We start from the raw sequence: 17,624 nt of genomic DNA on the forward strand, positions 1-17,624 counted from the left end.
GGCTCTCAAAAGAAAAGGGGGCCCGGTTTCCCGCGCCCCCTCCGATGTTTCCGTACCGACCGCGATCAGGCGGCCTTTTTCTTGTCCGCCCAGATATTCTGGTAAGCCATATAAGCCAAGCCCGTTGCGATCAGCAGGAAGAAGATCGTTGCCAGACCCGCACGGCGGCGGTTTTCCAGCTTGGGTTCGGCGGTCCAGGTCAGGAAGGCCGCGACGTCCTGCGCCATCTGGTCGACGGTCGCCTTGGTGCCGTCGCCATAGGTCACCTGACCATCGGCCGTCAGCGGCGGCGCCATCGCCAGATTCAGGTTGGCGAAATAGGGGTTGTAGTGCAGCCCGTTCGGCGTCTTGGCATCGGGGAATTCCTTGAGCAGCTCGGCCGGCTGGTTCTGGAAGCCCGTGATCAGCGAATAGACATAGGCCGAGCCATGATGGCGCGCCTTGGTCATCAGCGACAGATCCGGCGGGATCGCGTTGTTGTTGGCCGCCGCCGCCGCGACATTGTTCGCGAAGGGCTTGGGGAAATAATCCGCCGGCACCGGCGCGCGAGTCGACATCTCGCCCGTCTTGGGATCGACGTCAGGGGTCTTGATCGCCCAGTTCTTGGCGATCGCCTTGATCTCGGCATCATTATAGCCAATGCCCTTGAGGTCGCGGAACGCCACGAACTTCAGGCTGTGGCAGGCCGAGCAGACCTCCTTGAACACCTGGAACCCGCGCTGCAACTGCGCCTGGTCGAACTTGCCGAAAGGCCCGTCGAACGAGAAGGAAACCTCCTTGGGATTCCGGTGGAATTCATGCTCCACCGTAACCGCCGGCGGCTCGGTGACATAGGCCACCGCACCCACCAGGAAGGAAATCAACAGCCAGCCGGAAAAGAAGAGGCCGACAAGAAATGCGCCAATGCGAACCATGCCTGTCAACTCCCCCTTATTCAGCCGGGACCGCGACGGGTTCGCCGTCGGTCTTGCCATATTTCGCCAGCACTGCCTCGGTAATCGAATTGGGCAGCGGCAGCGGCTTTTCGAAGCGCGAGATCAGCGGCAGGATGATCAGGAAGTGCGCGAAATAATAGGCCGCGGCGACCTGCGAGATCATCACATAGGGTTCCGCTGCCGGTGCGCCACCGCAATAGCCCAGGATCAGCACGTCGATGATCAGGATCCAGAAGAACTTCCGGAAAGTCGGACGATAGCTGCCCGAACGCACTGCCGACGTATCCAGCCAGGGGAGGAAGAAGAGCAGCAGGATCGAGCTGAACATCGCCAGCACGCCCAGCAGCTTCGCCGGCACGAAGAAGAAGTCGACGGTGAAGGCGCGCAGGATCGCGTAGAAGGGCCAGAAATACCATTCCGGCACGATATGCGCGGGTGTCGAGAGCGGGTTCGCCTCGATATAGTTATCCGGGTGACCCAGATAGTTGGGCGCATAGAAGAGCATGATCGCGAACAGGATCAGGAACACGCCCGCCCCGAAACCGTCCTTCGCGGTGTAATAGGGGTGGAAGGGCACAGTGTCCTGCGGCCCCTTCACTTCCACGCCGGTCGGGTTGGACGAGCCCGGAATATGCAGCGCCCAGATATGCAGGATCACGACCGCCGCGATCACGAAGGGCAGCAGGAAGTGCAGCGAGAAGAAGCGGTTGAGCGACGCGTTACCGGGCGCGAAACCACCCAGCAGCCAGGTCTGGATCGGTTCGCCCACCACCGGGATCGCACCGAACAGGCCGGTGATCACCTTGGCGCCCCAATAGCTCATCTGCCCCCAGGGCAGCACATAGCCCATGAAAGCGGTCGCCATCATCAGCAGGAAGATGACGAGGCCAAGCAGCCACACCATCTCACGCGGCGCCTTGTAGGAACCGAAATAGAGGCCGCGGAAGATGTGGAGATAGACCACGATGAAGAAGAAGCTGGCGCCGGTCGCGTGCGCATAGCGCATCAGCCAGCCCGCATTCACGTCGCGCATCGTCTGCTCGACGGTGGCGAAGGCGACGGCGGTGTTGGCGCCGTAATGCATCGCCATGATGACGCCGGTGACGATCTGGATCACCAGCGCCAGACCGGCGAGCACGCCGAAGTTCCAGAAATAATTGAGGTTGCGCGGCACCGGATAGCCAGCGCCCACGGCGTTGTAGACGAGGCGCGGCAATGGCAGCTTCTCGTCGATCCACTGCATCGCGGGATGCTTGGGAGTATATTGTTCAGCCCAGGGAAAGCTCATCTTCTACCCCCTCAACCCACAAGAATGGCAGTATCGGAAGTGAAGCTGTACTTCGGCACTTCCAGGTTCTTGGGGGCAGGCCCCTTACGGATGCGGGCCGCCGTGTCATAGGAAGACCCGTGGCAGGGGCAGAAATAACCGCCGAACTCGCCGCGATTCTCACCCTCGCCCGCGCCCAGCGGCACGCAGCCCAGATGGGTGCAGACGCCCATGGTGATCAACCACTGCTTCTTGCCGTCGACGGTGCGCTGCTCCAGCGTCTGCGGGTCGCGCAGCGTGGACGGGTCGACCTTGTCGGCCTCGGCGATTTCCTTGTCGGTCAGGTGCCGGACGAACAGCGGCTGCGACCGGAAAGTGGTCTTGATCGCCTGCCCCGGCTGGATCGAAGAAAGATCGACTTCGGTCGAAGCGAGCGCCAGCACGTCGGCGCTGGGGTTCATCTGGTCGACCAGCGGCACGACGACCGCGACCGCGCCAACGCCCGCGAAACTCACGGCGGCGATGTTGATGAAATCGCGGCGGCGAACACCTTCGCCTCCCCCTGCGGAGCCGAATGCTCCCTCACTCTCCATATGTTCCACGATCGCCATGCACCTCAACCCTTGCAAGAACGTCCCTGACCCCGCCGCATTACCGTGTTCGGTTATGGTGTCGGGAAGATCCGCAGACGCCCATGCAAATGGATGCCGCCTATCCCCCACCGGCGCGGTTTGAAGGCCTGATAACCGTAGGATGCGCCATTTGCCAAGCAATTTAGACAGGCTAGGAGAATTTGCCGGGCTGTTCTATGGCGCGGGGCATGCGTATCGCCCTTTATCAACCCGAAATTGCCGGCAATGTCGGGGCCATTTTGCGCCTCGCCGCCTGTTTTTCCGTGCCCGTGGACATCATCATGCCGATGGGATTCGCTTTTTCCGACGCGAAGCTGAAGCGCGCGGCGATGGATTATGGCGCGTCCGCCGACGTCACCCGCCACGCCAATTTCGAAGCGTTCGACACCGTCCGCCGGGCCGAGGGACGGCGGCTGATGCTGATGAGCAGCCACGCCTCGCAGCGCCTGCCCGATGTCGAATTTCGCGAGGATGATATCCTTCTGATGGGATCGGAGAGCGCAGGCGTGCCCGTCAACGTGCGCGATCTGGCCGATGTCCGCGTGCGCATTCCGATGGCGCCGGGCTTTCGATCCTTGAACATCGCCGTTTCCACGGGCATCGCGGTTGCCGAAGCCCTTCGCCAGACTGGAAGTTTCCCGCAATGACCCTGACCCTCGATCCGCAACAGCAAGCCGCCCGCCACTGGTTCGAGTCGCTGAGGGACCGGATCTGCGCCGAATTTGAGGCGATCGAGCGCGAGGCGGGATCGGACGCCCGCTTCGACTATATCGCCTGGGACCGCGAAGCGCCCGGCATCGCCCCGGGCGAAGGCGGCGGCGGCGTGCGCGGCGTCATGAAGGGCAAGGTGTTCGAAAAGGTCGGCGTCAATGTCTCGACCGTCGGCGGGACCTTCTCCCCGGAATTCGCCAAGACGATCCATGGCGCCGGGGAAGACCCCAATTTCTTCGCCACCGGCATCAGCCTGGTTGCGCACATGGCCAATCCGCATGTGCCCGCCGTGCACATGAATACGCGCTTTCTGGTAACGTCGAAACGCTGGTTCGGCGGTGGGGCGGACCTTAATCCCCCGCTCCCGCGGGAGGAGGACACCGCCCATTTCCATGCCGTGCTGAAAGCCGCCTGCGACGCCCATGACGCGGACCATTATCCCCGCTTCAAGGCATGGGCCGACGATTATTTCTTCATCCCTCATCGCGGCGTCCACCGCGGCGTGGGCGGCATTTTCTACGACCATCTGGAATGCGCCGATGAGGCCGCATTCGATGCCAATTTCGCCTTCACCCGCGATGTGGGCGATGCCTTCCTCAAGGCCTTCCCGCCGATCGTAAGGCGGCGGATGCAGGAAAGCTGGTCGGAGGCGGACTACGCCCAGATGCTGGAATGGCGCGGCCGCTATGCCGAATTCAATCTGGTGCATGATCGCGGCACGCTCTTCGGCCTCAAGACCGGCGGCAATATCGACGCCATCCTGATGAGCCTGCCGCCCATGGCCGCCTGGAGTTGAGCCTTATATGAGCCTCACCCCTGTCGCAGACGACCAGATCGCCACGATTGTAACCCATCTGGAGATGCGGGAACGGCCCCGGCCTGCCCCCATCCCGCCCGCGCCGCTGCGGCTGGTGCCATGGAAGGCCCCGACGCTGGAAGCCTATCGCACGCTGTTCCGGCGGGTAGGGGAACCGTGGCTCTGGTTCTCCCGACTGGCGATGTGCGATGAGGAGCTGCGCGCGATCATCCAAGACCCCGCCGTGGAAATCTATGCCGTCACCGACCCCCGCGGCGTGGAGGTCGGCCTGCTGGAACTGGATTTCCGGTCGATGCCCGATTGTGAACTGGCCTTTTTCGGACTGATTCCGGAACTCAATGGCAAGGGCTTCGGCAAATGGCTGATGGCACAGGCCAAGGCGCTGGCCTGGCGCAAGGACGTGACCCGCTTCTGGGTGCATAGCTGCACGCTCGACAGCCCGGCGGCGCTGGGTTTCTATCGCAAGTCCGGCTTCATTCCAACCAGGCGTGAGGTGGAGATTTTCGCCGACCCCCGCCTCGCCGGCCTGTTGCCGCGCGACGCCGCGCCGCATGTGCCGTTGCTGGAGCGATTTCCAGGCGATCGCATCGCCGGTTAAGAAATCGCGACCATCGAGGAAATATCAGCGTTCCGACGCCTGCCGGTAGAGGCGGGCGAGCATCACCAGCATATAGACCTGCACCACGGTCGAAACGGCGGCGGCCGCCACCCCGCCGATCAACCGCGCACCGTCTGCACCAGCAATCAGGCGGCCCATGATGCCGAACACCGCCTGCGCAGCGGAACTGGCGATCAGCGAGAGCAGCGAGAGCACGGCGATCAGGCCCAGCAAATGCCAGAAATGGCCCTTGGTCAGCTGCCAGCTCCGCTTCAACGATGCAACCACGCCGTCCTGCCCGTCGATCACCACGGGGTTGAGCAGCACGAGCCGCACGCCGACAAAGGCCAGCACCGCCACCATGGCCGCCCCCAGCAGCGGCGCCAGCAGCGCCGGGGACACAGCGGCGATCACCATTCCCACAAGGGTCAGCACAATCAGGGCCAGTGCGATCGCGCCCCCGGCGACGAAGCTGGTCCCGATCAGCACGGGCAAGCGCGCTAGGCTGAGCCGCAGCGCCTCTCCCACGCTGATGCCCGGACGCAGCGCCAGCGCGAACAGGGCCAGCGACCCGAACCAGATCAACAGCGCCGTCAGCAGCATCGCCAGCACATAGCTGGCGGGGATCGGCGGCAATGCGCCGCGCGGCTGCGATGCGGCCCAGGCCGTCAGTTCGGGCGGCGTCATCTCGCCCAATATGACGCTGGGCAAGGCGATGAACAGCAGGGCGACGGGGAACAGCAGGCTGCTTTCGCGCTGGACGAAGGCGACCGCCTCCTCCCAAGCCTTGCCGATGGACATTGTCGCCATATCTTTACGCCCTGTGATAGTCTGGAAAACGCGCAGGAGACTTGATCGCTCGCCCGCGCCAAGTCAAGGAAGCGCCATGTCATCCCCGCCCCCATCCTCAGCGCCGCAATCCATCGAATGGCGTGTCGACAGCGCGCCCGTCGACTATCCCGCCGCGCTGGCGGACATGGAGGCGCGGGCCGCCGCGATCTTCGAAGGACAGGCCGGCGAACGGGTCTGGCTGCTGGAACATCCGCCGCTCTACACGGCGGGCACCAGTGCCAATCCCGCCGAGCTGCTCGACCCGCGCTTCCCCGTGCACGATGCCGGGCGCGGTGGCCGTTATACCTATCATGGCCCCGGCCAGCGCATCGGCTATCTCAACATCGACCTGCGCGAACGCGGCAAGGACGTGCGCAATTTCGTCCATCATCTGGAAGGCTGGATGATCGACGCGCTGGGCGACCTTGGCATATCCGCCCGCCGCGCGGAGGGCCGCATCGGCATCTGGACCGACGACCGGCAGGGTCAGGAGGCGAAGATCGGCGCGCTCGGCATCCGGGTGCGGCGCTGGGTCACGCTCCACGGTTTTTCGATCAATGTCGATCCCGACCTGTCCCATTTCGGAGGCATCGTACCGTGCGGTCTGGCCGAATATCCCGTGACCAGCATCGCCGCTTTGGGCATAAAAGCGTCAATGGCGGACCTGGACGCAGCGCTGAAGCGTCATTTCCCCGCCTTCCTCAGCCGCCTGCGCCGCTGCCCCTCCGGCGACGGGGCGGGGGTTGAGCAATGCGGTACGGGCCGCTAGGGTCACGGCTTTCGCCAGGTGGGGGGCTACCGGGCATGCTGAAACACGCTTGATGGAGACCCGGATGCGCCTTGACGCGAAGATGGTTTGTACGACGATGATCCTGTCCGGCTGCATGGCCCTGGCGGCCTGCGGCGGCAAGGAAAAGAACAGCACCGCCGTTCCCATGAACCATATGGAGGTGGTCGACGGCACCGCCACCGACGCCATGACCGATCTGGACGGCGTACAGAGCGAAGGCGGCGCCCTGGCGGTGCCCGCAAATCACAGCGACAATGCCGCCACGCCCGCGCCCGCCCCGAAGAAGCCCAAGGACGGCGAGGAAAAGCCGGCGGCAGATACGGAAGTTCTTTCCGATCAATAGGCTGGTGCTCCCATTCAGGCGTGATACAGATGCGCCTGGGCAGGACCGCCAAAACTCAGCCGGACGATATCCAGCAGCCATGTTTCCAGAGAGGATTTCGATGACATTCCGTTCCAACGCGCGCCGCGCCGCTCTGGGGTTGACGGCTCTGGCCATGCCCCTGCTGGCCCAGCCCGCCGCGGCGCAATTCTTCTGGTCGCCGCCCGATTTCTCGACCCCGCCGCTGACCGATGCGGAGGCCGCGACCGCGCTCGGCCTGCCCGGCGCCAATGCGGCGGAGATCAAGGCGGGGCTCGTGTGGAACCTGCGCGCGGCGCTCAATGTCGCGGCGCTGCAATGCCAGTTCGAACCGACCCTGCTGTCGATCAGCAACTATAACGCCATGATCGCCCATCATGACGCCGAACTGGATTCGGCGCAGGCCACGCTGCTCGGCTATTTCCAGCGCACCGTGGGCAAGGGGAAGCCCGGCGAGATGGCGTCGGACCAATATGGTACGCGCATCTATTCAGGCTATTCGACGGTGCAGGCGCAGCGCGGCTTCTGTCAGGCAGCGGCACTGGTCGGGCGGCAGGCGATCTTCGCCCAGCGCGGGACGCTCAATGAAGTCGCCCGCAACGGCCTTGGCTCCATCAAGAAGTCGCTGATCCTCGCGGGCGAACAATTTTATGGCGATCCGGGCCGCAGCTATTCGCTGGCGCTGCCCTCTTTCGACCCCAAATGCTGGAAGAAGGGCAAGCTGCTGCCCGCCTGCCAGACGGCCTGGAACCAGAAAACCGGCGGCCAGCCCTGAACAGGCACTGATGCGCTCCTGTGAAAGCAGGAGCGCGGTTTCTACCGCAACCCCAGATATTTATGGGACTGGAGGCTCAGCCTCCAGCGTGGCCGGTCCATCACCAGATCCACCGCCGCCTGCGCATTGCGCGCCGCATTCGGATCGTCCAGCGGCTGGATCAGCAGATGGTCGAAGGCCCACCCCTCCATAGCCTCGACATCGGCCAGACTGTGTCCCTGCCCCGGTTGCGGCCAGACCAGCTTCAGTTCATTGCCGCTGCGCTGCACCACCTCGCTCCCGGCCTTGGGGCTGATGCAAACCCAATCCAGACCCGGATGCGCGGGCAAGGTGCCGTTGCTCTCGACCGCAATGGCAAAACCCCGCTTATGCAGCGCATCGACCAGCGCATCGTCGATCTGAAGCATCGGCTCCCCACCGGTGAGCACGATATAGCGCCCCTCCCGCCCCTCACCCCAAAAGGCGAGCGCCGCATCGGCCAGACTGTCGGCATCCGCGAACTTGCCGCCGCCATCGCCATCCGTGCCGACGAAATCGGTATCGCAGAACTGGCAGACCGCACTCGCCCGATCCTGCTCCCGCCCGGTCCACAGATTGCATCCGGCAAAGCGCAGGAACACCGCCCGGCGCCCGGCATGAACGCCTTCGCCTTGCAGGGTGAGGAACATTTCCTTGACCGCATAGCTCATGGCGTCAGGGCTTCACCGCATAGATGGTGGGATCGGGCAGCCCCGCCTCCTCAAAGCCCTTGGAGCGCAGGCGGCAACTGTCGCACAGGCCGCAATGCTTGCCGTCGGGCGTCGGGTCGTAACAGGACCAGCTCAACCCCGCGTCCAGCCCCAGCCGATGCGCTTCCCGCACGATATCGGCCTTGCTCATATGCTGGAGCGGCGCGTTGATGTGGATGGGATGCCCCTCGACCCCGGCCTTGGTCGCCAGCGTCGCCATTGTCTGGAAGGCGTCGATAAATTCCGGCCGGCAGTCGGGATAGCCCGAATAATCGAGCGCATTGACCCCGATGAACACGTCGCTCGCCCCCGCCACTTCGGCCAGACCCAGGGTCAGCGACAGGAAGATGGTGTTGCGCGCAGGCACATAGGTGATGGGAATGCCGGGACCGACACCATCCTTGGGTACGGCGATATCGGCGGTCAGCGCCGACCCGCCAAAGGCCGTCAGGTCCAGCGGCAGCACGATATGGGACACCGCGTCGAGCGCCGAGGCAATGCGCCCCGCCGCCTGCAATTCCAGGCGATGCCGCTGATTATAGTCGATCGAGAGCGCGTGCACCCGATAACCGGCCTCGCGCGCCAGCCCGCCCGCAACCATGGAGTCGAGCCCGCCGGACAGCAGGACGACGGCGAATTTTTCGCTATTGGCAACCATGATCGCCGCGCTACGCCTCCCGGCGCGTCAGTGCAAGCGAGTCGGACTTAATGGCAGGCGCCGACCCATCGCCCTTCCAGCGCAAAGTCGAAGGGCGCGCCATTGGCGATCCCCTGCGACGATATCTGCACCAGCCGGGGCGTTTCAACGCGAAGGTCGGTCCGCCCATTGCCCGCCGCGCCGCATTCATAGCTGACGACAAGCCGCTTGGGCGTCTCGTTCACGGTCAGGCTCTTGCAACCCCCGCCCCCATGGCGGCTTTGCAGCAGTTGGTTCAGATGGGCGACGCAGAGCCGGCGGACCACCCCCGTACCCCGCTCGCGCAATTGCCATTCACCCGCTTCCAACCCCTTGGGCAGGTGCGGCGGGGGAGCAGCCGGATGAACGGCCGCGCCCGTCGTCATCATCATCGTCAAGGCAAGGGCAAGCCGTCCCGCCATCATTCCGATCCCCCTGTCGATCGCCTGATCGGCATCCGTCTTGCGCGCCAAATGCGGCAATTTGATAGCAGCATTGGCACGGGCGCGGTGCCTCAGCCCCCCGCGAAGCTGTCGAGCGCGACCGGGAACAGCCGCGAACAGAAGGCGCAATCGACGCCGATGACCCCCTGATCGTCGGCCATCTCCGCCCGCTCCGCCGCCGGGAAGCGGCCAATGACGCTGCGAATATGGCCAAGGTCGCAACGGCACCCCTTGGTAAGCGCTGTCGGATCGGTGACGCGCACCTCATCCTCTTCATGGAACAGCCGCCACACGATGTCGCTCAACGGCAGATCGCCGTCGGTCAGTTCCGCGTCCTTCAGCGTATGGGCCAGCGCCTGAACATGTTCCCATTCCGGATGATCATGGCGGACATGCAACCGCTCGCGTCCCACTTCGCCCTCCGGCAGATGCTGGAGCAGCAGGCCCGCGGCAAGGCACCCCTCGCCCGCGTCATGGCGGGTCGCGATCTGGATGATGCTGGGAATCTGTTCGGACTGGAAGAAATAATGCTCCGCCGCGTCCGCCAGCGATTCGCCCTCGAGCGGCACGATCCCCTGATAGCGCTCGCCGCTCACCGCCTGATCGAAGGTGATGGCGAGATAGCCCTTGCCGAAAAGCCCGAACAAGGTCGGGTCGGGACCCAGTTCGACCAGCCGGTCGGCGTCGAACTTGGCATAGCCGCGCACTTCGCCGCCCTTGTAATCGGCGACCAGCAGGCTGACGACGCCATTTTCGGTCTGCGCCTGAAGCGTCAGTTGCCCGCCCGCATCCTTGAGCGTCGAACCCAGCAGCGCCGCCAGCACCAGCGCGGAGGCAAGCAACCGCTCGATCTGCGGCGGATAGGCATGGGCGGCCAGTACATCGTCAAGGACCGGCCCCAGCCGCACGATCCGCCCACGCACATGGCGCGAGGGGATGGTGAAGCCAAGGGCGTGGTCGATAGGGGCGGTAGAGGTCAAATCAGGCTCCGTGCGACCCGCTGTTCGACGGGCCAGTCATGCAAAGGCGCTTAGATAGGGTCGCCCCATTCAAACTCAACCGAGGCGGCCCAGCGCCCACAGCAGAACCGACTTCTGGGCATGGATGCGGTTTTCCGCCTCGTCCCAGATCACCGACTGCGGGCCGTCGATCACCGCTTCCACCACTTCCTCGCCGCGATGGGCAGGCAGGCAGTGCAGGAATTTGGCGGTCGGCTTGGCCAGCGCCATCAATTCGGGCGTCACCTGATAGGGCATCATCGCCGCCAGCTTCTCCTCGGCATGGGCCTGCCCCATGGAGATCCAGGTGTCGGTGACGACGATATCGGCGCCCGCGACCGCCGCCTGCGGATCGCGGCTGTGGATGATCTGTGCGCCGCGCGTGCGGGCTTCGGTCTCAAAGGACGGGTCGGGATCATAGCCCTCCGGCACGGCGATGCGCACATCGAATTTCATGAGGCCCGCCGCCTCGACGATCGAATGCAGCACATTATTACCGTCGCCCAGCCAGGCCCACTGGCTGCCCGGCAACGCCACGCCATGTTCCACCACGGTCAGCAGGTCCGCCACGATCTGACAGGGATGCGACAGGTCGGTCAGGCCGTTGATCACCGGAACGCTGGCATAATGCGCCATTTCCTCGATCTTCGCATGATCGTCGGTGCGGATCATGATGGCGTCGCACATGCGGCTCAGCACGCGGGCCGTGTCGGCCACCGTTTCGCCCCGGCCGAGCTGGCTGGTCGCGCCGTCCAGGATCAGCGAGGTGCCGCCCAACTGCCGGATCGCCATGTCGAAGCTGACGCGGGTCCGGGTCGAATTCTTCTCGAAGATCATCGCCAGCGTATGGCCGGCCAGCGGCGCATCCGCATCGGCCTGCCCCTTGGGCCAGCTCCTGCGCGCTGCCTTCCGGTCGATGGCATCGGCTATCATGGCGGCAATCGCATCGCCGCCCGCGTCACTCAGGTTCAGAAAATGTCTGGTCATGAAAACCCCCATTCCCATCCTCCGTCCGCTTCAAGCGGACGGAGGGGGATGATTGGTGTCAGGCCGCGTTTGCGTCCGCAAAACTCCGCGCACCGGCCGACAGCCTTTCGATGCATTCGGCGATATGGCTTTCCTCGATGACGAGGGGCGGCAGGATGCGCACCACATTCTGCCCCGCCGACACCGCCAGTAGGCCATGATTGTCGCGCAGATGCGCCACGAAATTGCGCGCATCATAGCTGTCCGTCATCTTGACGCCCAGCATCAGGCCCATGCCGCGCACATCCTCGAACATGCCGTCATGATTGGGGATCAGCTGCTCCAGCGCCGAACGCAGACGCGCGCCCATCGCCTTCACATGATCAAGGAACCCCTCGCCCAGCACCTCGTCCAGCACGGTCATGCCGACCGCCATGGCCAGCGGATTGCCGCCATAGGTCGAGCCATGGGTGCCGAACACCATGCCCTTGGCCGCTTCTTCCGTGGCAAGGCAGGCGCCCAGCGGGAAGCCCGCGCCGATACCCTTGGCGACCGCCATGATGTCGGGCTTCAGGCCATATTGCTCATGAGCGAAGAAGGTGCCGGTGCGGGCATAGCCGCACTGCACCTCGTCCAGGATCAGCAGCATGCCCTTTTCGTCGCACAGCTTGCGCAGGCCGGAGAGGAACTCCTGTGTCGCCGGAGTCACGCCGCCCTCACCCTGCACCGTTTCCACCAGGAAACCGGCCGTATTCTCATCGACGGCGGCCGTCGCGGCCTCCAGATCGTTGAACGGCACCACGGTAAAGCCGGGCAACAGCGGTTCGAAGCCGTCGCGCATCTTGGGCTGGCTGGTCGCGGAGATCGTGCCCAGCGTCCGCCCGTGGAAGGCATTGTCGAAGCTGATGATCTTGTGCCGGTGCGCCTCGCCATTGGCGTAGTGATAGCGGCGCGCGGTCTTGATCGCGCACTCCACCGCCTCGGCCCCCGAATTGGTGAAGAACACCGTGTCGGCGAAGGTCGCGTCGACCAGACGCTGCGCGAATGTCTCGCCCAGCGGCATGCCGTAGAGGTTCGACGTGTGCATCAGCGTCGCGGCCTGATCCGCGATCGCCTTGACCAGTTTCGGATGCCCATGGCCCAGCAGGTTGACCGCGATGCCACTGGCGAAATCCAGATAGCGCTCGCCGCGCTCCCCGATCAGATAGCAGCCCTCGCCTCGGACCGGGCGTACATCGCACCGGGGGTAAACGGGCATGAGCGGCGTAATCAACATGGTCCTTCCCTTTCTGGGCTGATTGTACGTTCCGAAACGCAAAAAGGCGGCCCCCGCCGGGCCGCCCTTTGCGAGCGCTGCCTATACAAGGGCACACCCGAGGGCGCAACCCGCTACGGCAATGCGTGGATCAGCCGCTTATTGGCCGATCTGGGTCCAGGCATCGGCGATTTCCCCGATCATCGCGCGGGCCTGCTCCACCGGCTCCACAACATGGTCCTTCGCGCCGACCAGCAGCAGGCGGCGCGCCTCGCGATAGATTTGCGCGAGGCCGGTCGCGATGTCACCGCCCTTGCCGAAGTCCAGGCTCGATTCCAGCGCGAAGAGGATCGACATGGCGCGGGCCTGCTTGTCCGACACCTTGAGCCGATCACCGTTCCGCTCGGCCAACGCGGTGGCGTCCAGCGCCAGCAGCAGCTCGTCGAACAGCACCTTGACCAGTGCATGAGGCGTCGCGCCCTCGATCCGGCTGCCGGTGTGGACCGCCGCATAACGCCGCGCCGCCGCGCCGCCAAAGCCGCCATGATTATAGAACATGATCTTCCTGACCCTTTTTTATCAATTGTTGCTTTTGGTCCAGAGCGCAACCTGCTGCTCCAGATAGCTCTGCGTCGCCTTGAGCGCGGACAGCCGGGTTTCCATGGCCGAATAGACCTTGGTCAGCTGGTCCTGATAATCCGCCATCTGCGTGTCGAGCTTGTCGAGCTGATCGCTCAGGTCAGTCGCCAGCGCCTTGTACTGGGCCTGGGAGCTGGCAAGCGGTCCGCCATCCTTCTCGATATTGGTGCGAACCTTGTCCATCAGCCCGGCCAGACCGATATTGGTGTCGGTCTTGACCGACGGGTTCAGCATCTGCGTGATGGCCGTCGGGTCCGCCGCGATCGCCTTGTCCAGCATCGTCGTGTCCAGCGACAGCGTGCCGTCGCGATTGGTGCTGACGCCCAGATCGTTCAGCGTCTTGTAGGTGCCGGTGGAGGTCAGCTGGGTCGACACGATCTGCGACAATTGCCGCTTCATGTCGCGGATCGATGATTCGCCGTTCAACACCCCTGCGTTCGAGGAGTCGGTGCCGGTAGCCGTCGCCGTGTTCAGCGCCTTCATCAGCGTGTTATAGGCGTCGACGAACTCGACCATCAGGTCGCGCATGGAGGTGGTCGGTTCCGTCGTGGCCAGCGTGACGCTCGTGCCCGGCGCCGCCTTGTTGAGGTCGATACGCAGATAGGCGATCGCGCTGTCGATGGTGTTGCCGGCATAATGCTGCTCCACCCCGTCGAGCAGAATGATCGCATCCTTGGGATCGCCCGCCGAAGCCATGGTGGCGCTGTCCGTGCCGTTCCATGCGAACTTCGCCAGATCGGTGCCCGACACGCTGGTCAGCGAGATATCGTTGGCGGCGCCCGTCGGCCCCTTCATCACCAGCCGCGTGCCCTGCGTATCGGTGACGACCGACGCCGTGACACCCAGCCCGGCATTGTTGATCGCGGCCGCGAGCCCGGCATAGCTGTTATTGGTCGAATCGATGGTGATCGTCTGGCTCTTGCCGGCGACCGTCAGGGTCAGCTGCCCTTCGCCCACCGCCGTGCTGGACGTGGCGCCGGCCACCGGAGTGGATGCCAGCGACCGCGCGGAGGCAAGCTGGTTGACCACGATCTGCGCGGGCAGGCCCGCCGGCGTCCCGCCGGGCAGCGCGCTGACGGCGACGATGCTGGCGTCATTGGAGGCAGGCGTGCCCGAATAGCCGGTGCCTGCCAGCAGGCTGTTCAGCGCATCGGCAAAGGTATCGAGCGAGCTGGAGGCGGAGGCCAGCGCGGAAATGCGCGCATTGTTCGTCGTCTGGCGACTGGTGATCGCGGTCTGGCGCGGCTCCTTGGTCGCGCTGACCAGGCTGGACACGAGCGATGAGGTATCGATACCCGATCCCGCACCAAGCGCCGTCAAGATGCTGCTGCTCACCGAAGTCATTGGGCCGTCCTTTCAAATGCGAGAACGGCCCTAGGCCCAAGACCTTTAGGAATGATTTTCATGGGCCACCGCAAAAAAGCGGAAAGGCGCGCGTCAGACCCCGGCAGAGATGATCTGGTCGACGGCCCCGCCCCCCATATTGGCCTGCGCGGCATGGGCATAAGCGGCCTGCTCCACAATGCGCCTGGCGATGCGGATGGAGCTTTCCACCGCCTCTTTCGAAGCAGGCGGCAAGGGCACCAGCACCTGCGGCGACGGCAGCATCGACTGGATTTCCTCTGCCGCCCCATCGACCGTGGTGGTGCTGCCCTGGCTGCGCAAATCCGCCAATATGTCGGCGATGCGGGCATGGACCCTGGCATATTCGGCGCTGCTGGCGATGCTGCCTTCCGACGAGGATTGATCATCGACGGTGGCCCGAGATGCCGACCCGCCGCCGCGGCGCACCGTGCCGGCGGTGGTGGCCGGAGAAACCGGCCGGATTGCGGAAACGGCCGAGGGCGCCCGGTTGGCGCTGCGCTCAACCGGCGATATCTCAGTCCGCGAAAAATAGTCGTCCATGACGCACCATCTTAATGCGCGCCCGTGAATATTATACGGACAATAAATCCTAAACTTGAATTAAGGATCGTTATTTTCCATAACCCTATTGAATCTACGGCATTTTCTTGCCGTCCGCGTCGAAGCGCAGATCGTCCGGCACCGTAATGAACGGTCGGTCCATCTCGCCCGCCATGCGATTCTCCACCCGGAAGACGAAGGCCAGCACCGTCGCGACCGCCATGTAGAGACCTTCATTGACGATCTGCCCGGCGCGCGAGGTGAAGTAGATAGCGCGCGCCAGTTCGGGATATTGCAGCACCGTCACGCCATTCTGGTCGGCCAGATCGCGGATCGCCGCCGCCACCGCATCGCAACCACGCGCCACCACGACCGGCGCTGCGTCCTGCCCCGGCTTGTAGCGCAGAGCGACGGCGAAATGGGTCGGGTTGGTGATGATGACGCTGGCCTCGGCCACCGCCTTCCGGGTGGAGCCGCTCAATACCTCGAACTGGCGGCGGCGGATATGCCCTTTCAGTTCCGGCGAGCCTTCGCTTTCCTTATGCTCGTCCTTGATCTCCTGCTTGCTCATCGACAGCCGCTTGGACCGCTGCATGAGCTGCGCGGGCACGTCGATGCCCGCGATCAGGAACAAACCACCCGCCATCACCAGACAGGTCATGATGAACATATTGCCCAGGTCCGACATGGCGGGCGCCAGCCCCGATTTCCCAAGACCAATAATCTCGGTCATCCGGTCCCAGATCATCCAGACGCCGATGGCGCCCAGCAACGACACCTTGGCGATCGACTTGATGAGTTCGATCAAACCCTGAAGCCCGAACATGCGCTTGAGGCCGGAGGCGGGATTGAGCTTCGATGCCTTGGGCGTGAAGGCGCCGGGACGGAAGCCGAGCGACCCCAGCAGCGCAGGCCCGGCAATTGCCGCGATCAGCGTCGCCAGCATGATCCCCGCGACCGGCAGGGCGATCCCCGACAGCAGGCTGAAACCACGGGCGGCGGGGGCGAAATTGACGATATCCTCGCGATTGAAGCGCAATGCCTGAACCAGCATCTGCGACAGCGATTCCACGACCGAAGGGCCGGTGACGGCGATCCAGCCGATCCCCGCCATCACCACCAGAGCGGTGGCCAGATCGCGGGACTGAAGGATATCGCCATTTTTCGCGGCGTCCTTCAGCTTCTTGGCTGTCGGCTTTTCGGTCTTTTCGCCGCCGCCATTGCTCTCCGCCATGGCTCAGCGCCCTTCCGACAGAGACTGGGCCTGATCGAGGCCAGCCTTGAGCGCGATGGTGATGCCCTCGCCCATGATCGGCACGGCCATGGCCAGCAGGATCAGTCCGGCCATCAGCGCCACCGGCATGCCGACCGCGAACAGGTTGAGCGCGGGCGCCGTTCGGGACAGCATGCCCATGACGATCTGCACCAGCACCAGCGCGAAACCGACCGGCAATGCAATGGTCAGCCCCGCACCCAGCAGCGCGCCGCCAAATTCGATCAGATGCCAGACCGCGTCGTTGCTCAGCAGCGCGCCGCCCGGCGGGATCGCCTGATAGCTCTGCACGACAAAGCTCACCAGCATCAGATGCCCGTCCATGGCGAGCAGCAGGAAGGTGGCAAGGATCGAGAGGAACTGTCCCACCGCCTGCGTCGCCTGCCCCGAAGAGGGATCGACCATCGCCGCGAAATTCAGGCCCATGGTGTTGCCGATGGCCTCCCCCGCGACCAGCGCGGCGGCATAGCCGATCTGCACCGCAAAGCCCATGGCCAGACCGGCGAGCACTTCGCCCGCGACCAGCATGATCCCTTCGAAGCTGGCGACGCCGTCATGGGGCAGCACGATATGCACGCTGTTGAGCGCCGCCATGCCCAGCGCCAGCGACAGGATCAGCCGCAGTTGCAACGGCACCGCCGGCGCGCCGAAAACGGGTGCCGCCATGAAGGCCGCGCCCGGACGGATCATGGCGATCAGCCATATCCACAGCTGGACTTCCACATTGGCGAAGCCCGGAGCGATCATTGAAGCAGGTCCGGTATGCGTTCGAAAATCTCGCGGGTGAAATCGGCGATCAGCACCATGATCGACCCGCCGAAGATCACCAGCATCGCTCCGACGACCAGAATCTTGGGAATGAAGCTCAGCGTCTGCTCATTGATGGAGGTCGCCGCCTGGATCATGCCGATCAGCACGCCCGCGACCAGCGCCGGAATCAGGATCGGCGCTGCCGCCAGCGCCGTGATCCACAGCGCCTGCTGCGCCAGCCCCATGAAGAAATCGGCGTTCTCCATCCTGCGGT

At 64.3% G+C, this 17,624-nt stretch carries 22 protein-coding genes; 6 read left to right on the forward strand and 16 right to left on the reverse strand.

What is annotated here, in order from left to right; genetic code table 11:
- Nucleotides 1-65 precede the first annotated feature (65 nt).
- From HUK73_RS10815 to petA, 3 genes are read right to left on the reverse strand one after another with little or no spacing between them, the layout of a single operon-like run.
- Nucleotides 66-914, reverse strand: coding sequence for a cytochrome c1 (locus HUK73_RS10815; protein ID WP_176591904.1), 849 nt, complete (start codon nucleotides 912-914; stop codon nucleotides 66-68).
- A 16-nt stretch (nucleotides 915-930) separates the two neighbouring features.
- The gene (locus tag HUK73_RS10820) at nucleotides 931-2,223 is read right to left on the reverse strand and encodes a cytochrome b/b6 (protein WP_176591905.1); all 1,293 of its coding nucleotides are present in this window, start codon (nucleotides 2,221-2,223) and stop codon (nucleotides 931-933) included.
- 11 nt (nucleotides 2,224-2,234) lie between these two features.
- Complete coding sequence (gene petA / locus HUK73_RS10825; RefSeq protein ID WP_176591906.1) at nucleotides 2,235-2,813, reverse strand: ubiquinol-cytochrome c reductase iron-sulfur subunit; 579 nt, start codon at nucleotides 2,811-2,813, stop codon at nucleotides 2,235-2,237.
- 197 nt (nucleotides 2,814-3,010) lie between these two features.
- Here petA and HUK73_RS10830 point away from each other — a divergent pair, with 197 nt between their 5' ends.
- From HUK73_RS10830 to HUK73_RS10840, 3 genes are read left to right on the forward strand one after another with little or no spacing between them, the layout of a single operon-like run.
- Nucleotides 3,011-3,481, forward strand: coding sequence for a tRNA (cytidine(34)-2'-O)-methyltransferase (locus tag HUK73_RS10830; RefSeq protein ID WP_176591907.1), 471 nt, complete (start codon nucleotides 3,011-3,013; stop codon nucleotides 3,479-3,481).
- Nucleotides 3,478-4,341 (forward strand): oxygen-dependent coproporphyrinogen oxidase, encoded by an 864-nt coding sequence (gene hemF / locus HUK73_RS10835; protein ID WP_176591908.1) that lies wholly within the window; start codon nucleotides 3,478-3,480, stop codon nucleotides 4,339-4,341. Before HUK73_RS10830 ends, hemF begins: the two co-directional genes overlap by 4 nt.
- Nucleotides 4,342-4,348: 7 nt before the next feature.
- Nucleotides 4,349-4,960 (forward strand): GNAT family N-acetyltransferase, encoded by a 612-nt coding sequence (locus HUK73_RS10840; RefSeq protein ID WP_176591909.1) that lies wholly within the window; start codon nucleotides 4,349-4,351, stop codon nucleotides 4,958-4,960.
- A gap of 24 nt (nucleotides 4,961-4,984) precedes the next feature.
- Here the strand turns inward: HUK73_RS10840 and HUK73_RS10845 are convergent, their stop codons facing one another.
- Nucleotides 4,985-5,770 carry a glycerophosphoryl diester phosphodiesterase membrane domain-containing protein gene (locus tag HUK73_RS10845; RefSeq protein ID WP_176591910.1) on the reverse strand — a complete coding sequence of 262 codons (786 nt, stop codon included), beginning with the start codon at nucleotides 5,768-5,770 and terminating at the stop codon, nucleotides 4,985-4,987.
- A 76-nt stretch (nucleotides 5,771-5,846) separates the two neighbouring features.
- Between HUK73_RS10845 and lipB the strand changes: the two genes are divergently transcribed.
- The 3 genes from lipB (at nucleotide 5,847) to HUK73_RS10860 (ending at nucleotide 7,717) form a co-directional block, all read left to right on the forward strand.
- Entirely contained in the window at nucleotides 5,847-6,560 is a 714-nt protein-coding gene (gene lipB, locus HUK73_RS10850; RefSeq protein ID WP_176591911.1) for a lipoyl(octanoyl) transferase LipB, read from the forward strand.
- A gap of 64 nt (nucleotides 6,561-6,624) precedes the next feature.
- Complete coding sequence (locus HUK73_RS10855) at nucleotides 6,625-6,924, forward strand: hypothetical protein (protein ID WP_176591912.1); 300 nt, start codon at nucleotides 6,625-6,627, stop codon at nucleotides 6,922-6,924.
- A 100-nt stretch (nucleotides 6,925-7,024) separates the two neighbouring features.
- The gene (locus tag HUK73_RS10860; RefSeq protein ID WP_176591913.1) at nucleotides 7,025-7,717 is read left to right on the forward strand and encodes a hypothetical protein; all 693 of its coding nucleotides are present in this window, start codon (nucleotides 7,025-7,027) and stop codon (nucleotides 7,715-7,717) included.
- A 41-nt stretch (nucleotides 7,718-7,758) separates the two neighbouring features.
- Here the strand turns inward: HUK73_RS10860 and queE are convergent, their stop codons facing one another.
- The 12 genes from queE to fliQ all read right to left on the reverse strand — a co-directional run bounded on the left by queE (nucleotide 7,759) and on the right by fliQ (nucleotide 17,616).
- The gene (gene queE, locus HUK73_RS10865; RefSeq protein WP_176591914.1) at nucleotides 7,759-8,406 is read right to left on the reverse strand and encodes a 7-carboxy-7-deazaguanine synthase; all 648 of its coding nucleotides are present in this window, start codon (nucleotides 8,404-8,406) and stop codon (nucleotides 7,759-7,761) included.
- A 4-nt stretch (nucleotides 8,407-8,410) separates the two neighbouring features.
- On the reverse strand, nucleotides 8,411-9,103 hold the full coding sequence (gene queC, locus HUK73_RS10870) for a 7-cyano-7-deazaguanine synthase QueC (RefSeq protein ID WP_176591915.1): 693 nt from the start codon (nucleotides 9,101-9,103) through the stop codon (nucleotides 8,411-8,413).
- 47 nt (nucleotides 9,104-9,150) lie between these two features.
- Nucleotides 9,151-9,546, reverse strand: coding sequence for a DUF3617 family protein (locus HUK73_RS10875; RefSeq protein ID WP_176592924.1), 396 nt, complete (start codon nucleotides 9,544-9,546; stop codon nucleotides 9,151-9,153).
- Between the two features lie 89 nt (nucleotides 9,547-9,635).
- The gene (locus tag HUK73_RS10880) at nucleotides 9,636-10,544 is read right to left on the reverse strand and encodes an Hsp33 family molecular chaperone HslO (RefSeq protein WP_176591916.1); all 909 of its coding nucleotides are present in this window, start codon (nucleotides 10,542-10,544) and stop codon (nucleotides 9,636-9,638) included.
- Nucleotides 10,545-10,619: 75 nt separating this feature from the next.
- Nucleotides 10,620-11,549: an ornithine carbamoyltransferase gene (argF, locus tag HUK73_RS10885; RefSeq protein WP_176591917.1), complete on the reverse strand. Its 930-nt coding sequence runs from the start codon at nucleotides 11,547-11,549 to the stop codon at nucleotides 10,620-10,622.
- A gap of 58 nt (nucleotides 11,550-11,607) precedes the next feature.
- Nucleotides 11,608-12,804, reverse strand: coding sequence for an aspartate aminotransferase family protein (locus HUK73_RS10890; protein WP_176591918.1), 1,197 nt, complete (start codon nucleotides 12,802-12,804; stop codon nucleotides 11,608-11,610).
- Nucleotides 12,805-12,942: 138 nt separating this feature from the next.
- Entirely contained in the window at nucleotides 12,943-13,341 is a 399-nt protein-coding gene (gene fliS, locus HUK73_RS10895; RefSeq protein ID WP_176591919.1) for a flagellar export chaperone FliS, read from the reverse strand.
- 21 nt (nucleotides 13,342-13,362) lie between these two features.
- On the reverse strand, nucleotides 13,363-14,766 hold the full coding sequence (fliD, locus tag HUK73_RS10900; protein ID WP_176591920.1) for a flagellar filament capping protein FliD: 1,404 nt from the start codon (nucleotides 14,764-14,766) through the stop codon (nucleotides 13,363-13,365).
- Between the two features lie 93 nt (nucleotides 14,767-14,859).
- The gene (locus HUK73_RS10905; RefSeq protein ID WP_176591921.1) at nucleotides 14,860-15,327 is read right to left on the reverse strand and encodes a hypothetical protein; all 468 of its coding nucleotides are present in this window, start codon (nucleotides 15,325-15,327) and stop codon (nucleotides 14,860-14,862) included.
- Between the two features lie 94 nt (nucleotides 15,328-15,421).
- Nucleotides 15,422-16,561: a flagellar type III secretion system protein FlhB gene (gene flhB / locus HUK73_RS10910; RefSeq protein ID WP_176591922.1), complete on the reverse strand. Its 1,140-nt coding sequence runs from the start codon at nucleotides 16,559-16,561 to the stop codon at nucleotides 15,422-15,424.
- Between the two features lie 3 nt (nucleotides 16,562-16,564).
- Nucleotides 16,565-17,347 (reverse strand): flagellar biosynthetic protein FliR, encoded by a 783-nt coding sequence (gene fliR / locus HUK73_RS10915; RefSeq protein ID WP_176591923.1) that lies wholly within the window; start codon nucleotides 17,345-17,347, stop codon nucleotides 16,565-16,567.
- Nucleotides 17,344-17,616 (reverse strand): flagellar biosynthesis protein FliQ, encoded by a 273-nt coding sequence (gene fliQ, locus HUK73_RS10920; protein WP_176591924.1) that lies wholly within the window; start codon nucleotides 17,614-17,616, stop codon nucleotides 17,344-17,346. Before fliQ ends, fliR begins: the two co-directional genes overlap by 4 nt.
- Nucleotides 17,617-17,624: the final 8 nt, after the last annotated feature.

The organism is Sphingobium sp. EM0848 (assembly GCF_013375555.1).
GTDB lineage: Bacteria > Pseudomonadota > Alphaproteobacteria > Sphingomonadales > Sphingomonadaceae > Sphingobium.

Coding starts and splice junctions, on each gene's coding strand:
- HUK73_RS10815 (WP_176591904.1), bottom strand. CDS start 914: ATGGTTCGCATTGGCGCATTTCTTGTCGGCCTCTTCTTTTCCGGCTGG.
- HUK73_RS10820 (WP_176591905.1), bottom strand. CDS start 2,223: ATGAGCTTTCCCTGGGCTGAACAATATACTCCCAAGCATCCCGCGATG.
- petA (WP_176591906.1), bottom strand. CDS start 2,813: ATGGCGATCGTGGAACATATGGAGAGTGAGGGAGCATTCGGCTCCGCA.
- HUK73_RS10830 (WP_176591907.1), top strand. CDS start 3,011: ATGGCGCGGGGCATGCGTATCGCCCTTTATCAACCCGAAATTGCCGGC.
- hemF (WP_176591908.1), top strand. CDS start 3,478: ATGACCCTGACCCTCGATCCGCAACAGCAAGCCGCCCGCCACTGGTTC.
- HUK73_RS10840 (WP_176591909.1), top strand. CDS start 4,349: ATGAGCCTCACCCCTGTCGCAGACGACCAGATCGCCACGATTGTAACC.
- HUK73_RS10845 (WP_176591910.1), bottom strand. CDS start 5,770: ATGGCGACAATGTCCATCGGCAAGGCTTGGGAGGAGGCGGTCGCCTTC.
- lipB (WP_176591911.1), top strand. CDS start 5,847: ATGTCATCCCCGCCCCCATCCTCAGCGCCGCAATCCATCGAATGGCGT.
- HUK73_RS10855 (WP_176591912.1), top strand. CDS start 6,625: ATGCGCCTTGACGCGAAGATGGTTTGTACGACGATGATCCTGTCCGGC.
- HUK73_RS10860 (WP_176591913.1), top strand. CDS start 7,025: ATGACATTCCGTTCCAACGCGCGCCGCGCCGCTCTGGGGTTGACGGCT.
- queE (WP_176591914.1), bottom strand. CDS start 8,406: ATGAGCTATGCGGTCAAGGAAATGTTCCTCACCCTGCAAGGCGAAGGC.
- queC (WP_176591915.1), bottom strand. CDS start 9,103: ATGGTTGCCAATAGCGAAAAATTCGCCGTCGTCCTGCTGTCCGGCGGG.
- HUK73_RS10875 (WP_176592924.1), bottom strand. CDS start 9,546: ATGATGGCGGGACGGCTTGCCCTTGCCTTGACGATGATGATGACGACG.
- argF (WP_176591917.1), bottom strand. CDS start 11,549: ATGACCAGACATTTTCTGAACCTGAGTGACGCGGGCGGCGATGCGATT.
- HUK73_RS10890 (WP_176591918.1), bottom strand. CDS start 12,804: ATGTTGATTACGCCGCTCATGCCCGTTTACCCCCGGTGCGATGTACGC.
- fliS (WP_176591919.1), bottom strand. CDS start 13,341: ATGTTCTATAATCATGGCGGCTTTGGCGGCGCGGCGGCGCGGCGTTAT.
- fliD (WP_176591920.1), bottom strand. CDS start 14,766: ATGACTTCGGTGAGCAGCAGCATCTTGACGGCGCTTGGTGCGGGATCG.
- HUK73_RS10905 (WP_176591921.1), bottom strand. CDS start 15,327: ATGGACGACTATTTTTCGCGGACTGAGATATCGCCGGTTGAGCGCAGC.
- flhB (WP_176591922.1), bottom strand. CDS start 16,561: ATGGCGGAGAGCAATGGCGGCGGCGAAAAGACCGAAAAGCCGACAGCC.
- fliR (WP_176591923.1), bottom strand. CDS start 17,347: ATGATCGCTCCGGGCTTCGCCAATGTGGAAGTCCAGCTGTGGATATGG.
- fliQ (WP_176591924.1), bottom strand. CDS start 17,616: ATGGAGAACGCCGATTTCTTCATGGGGCTGGCGCAGCAGGCGCTGTGG.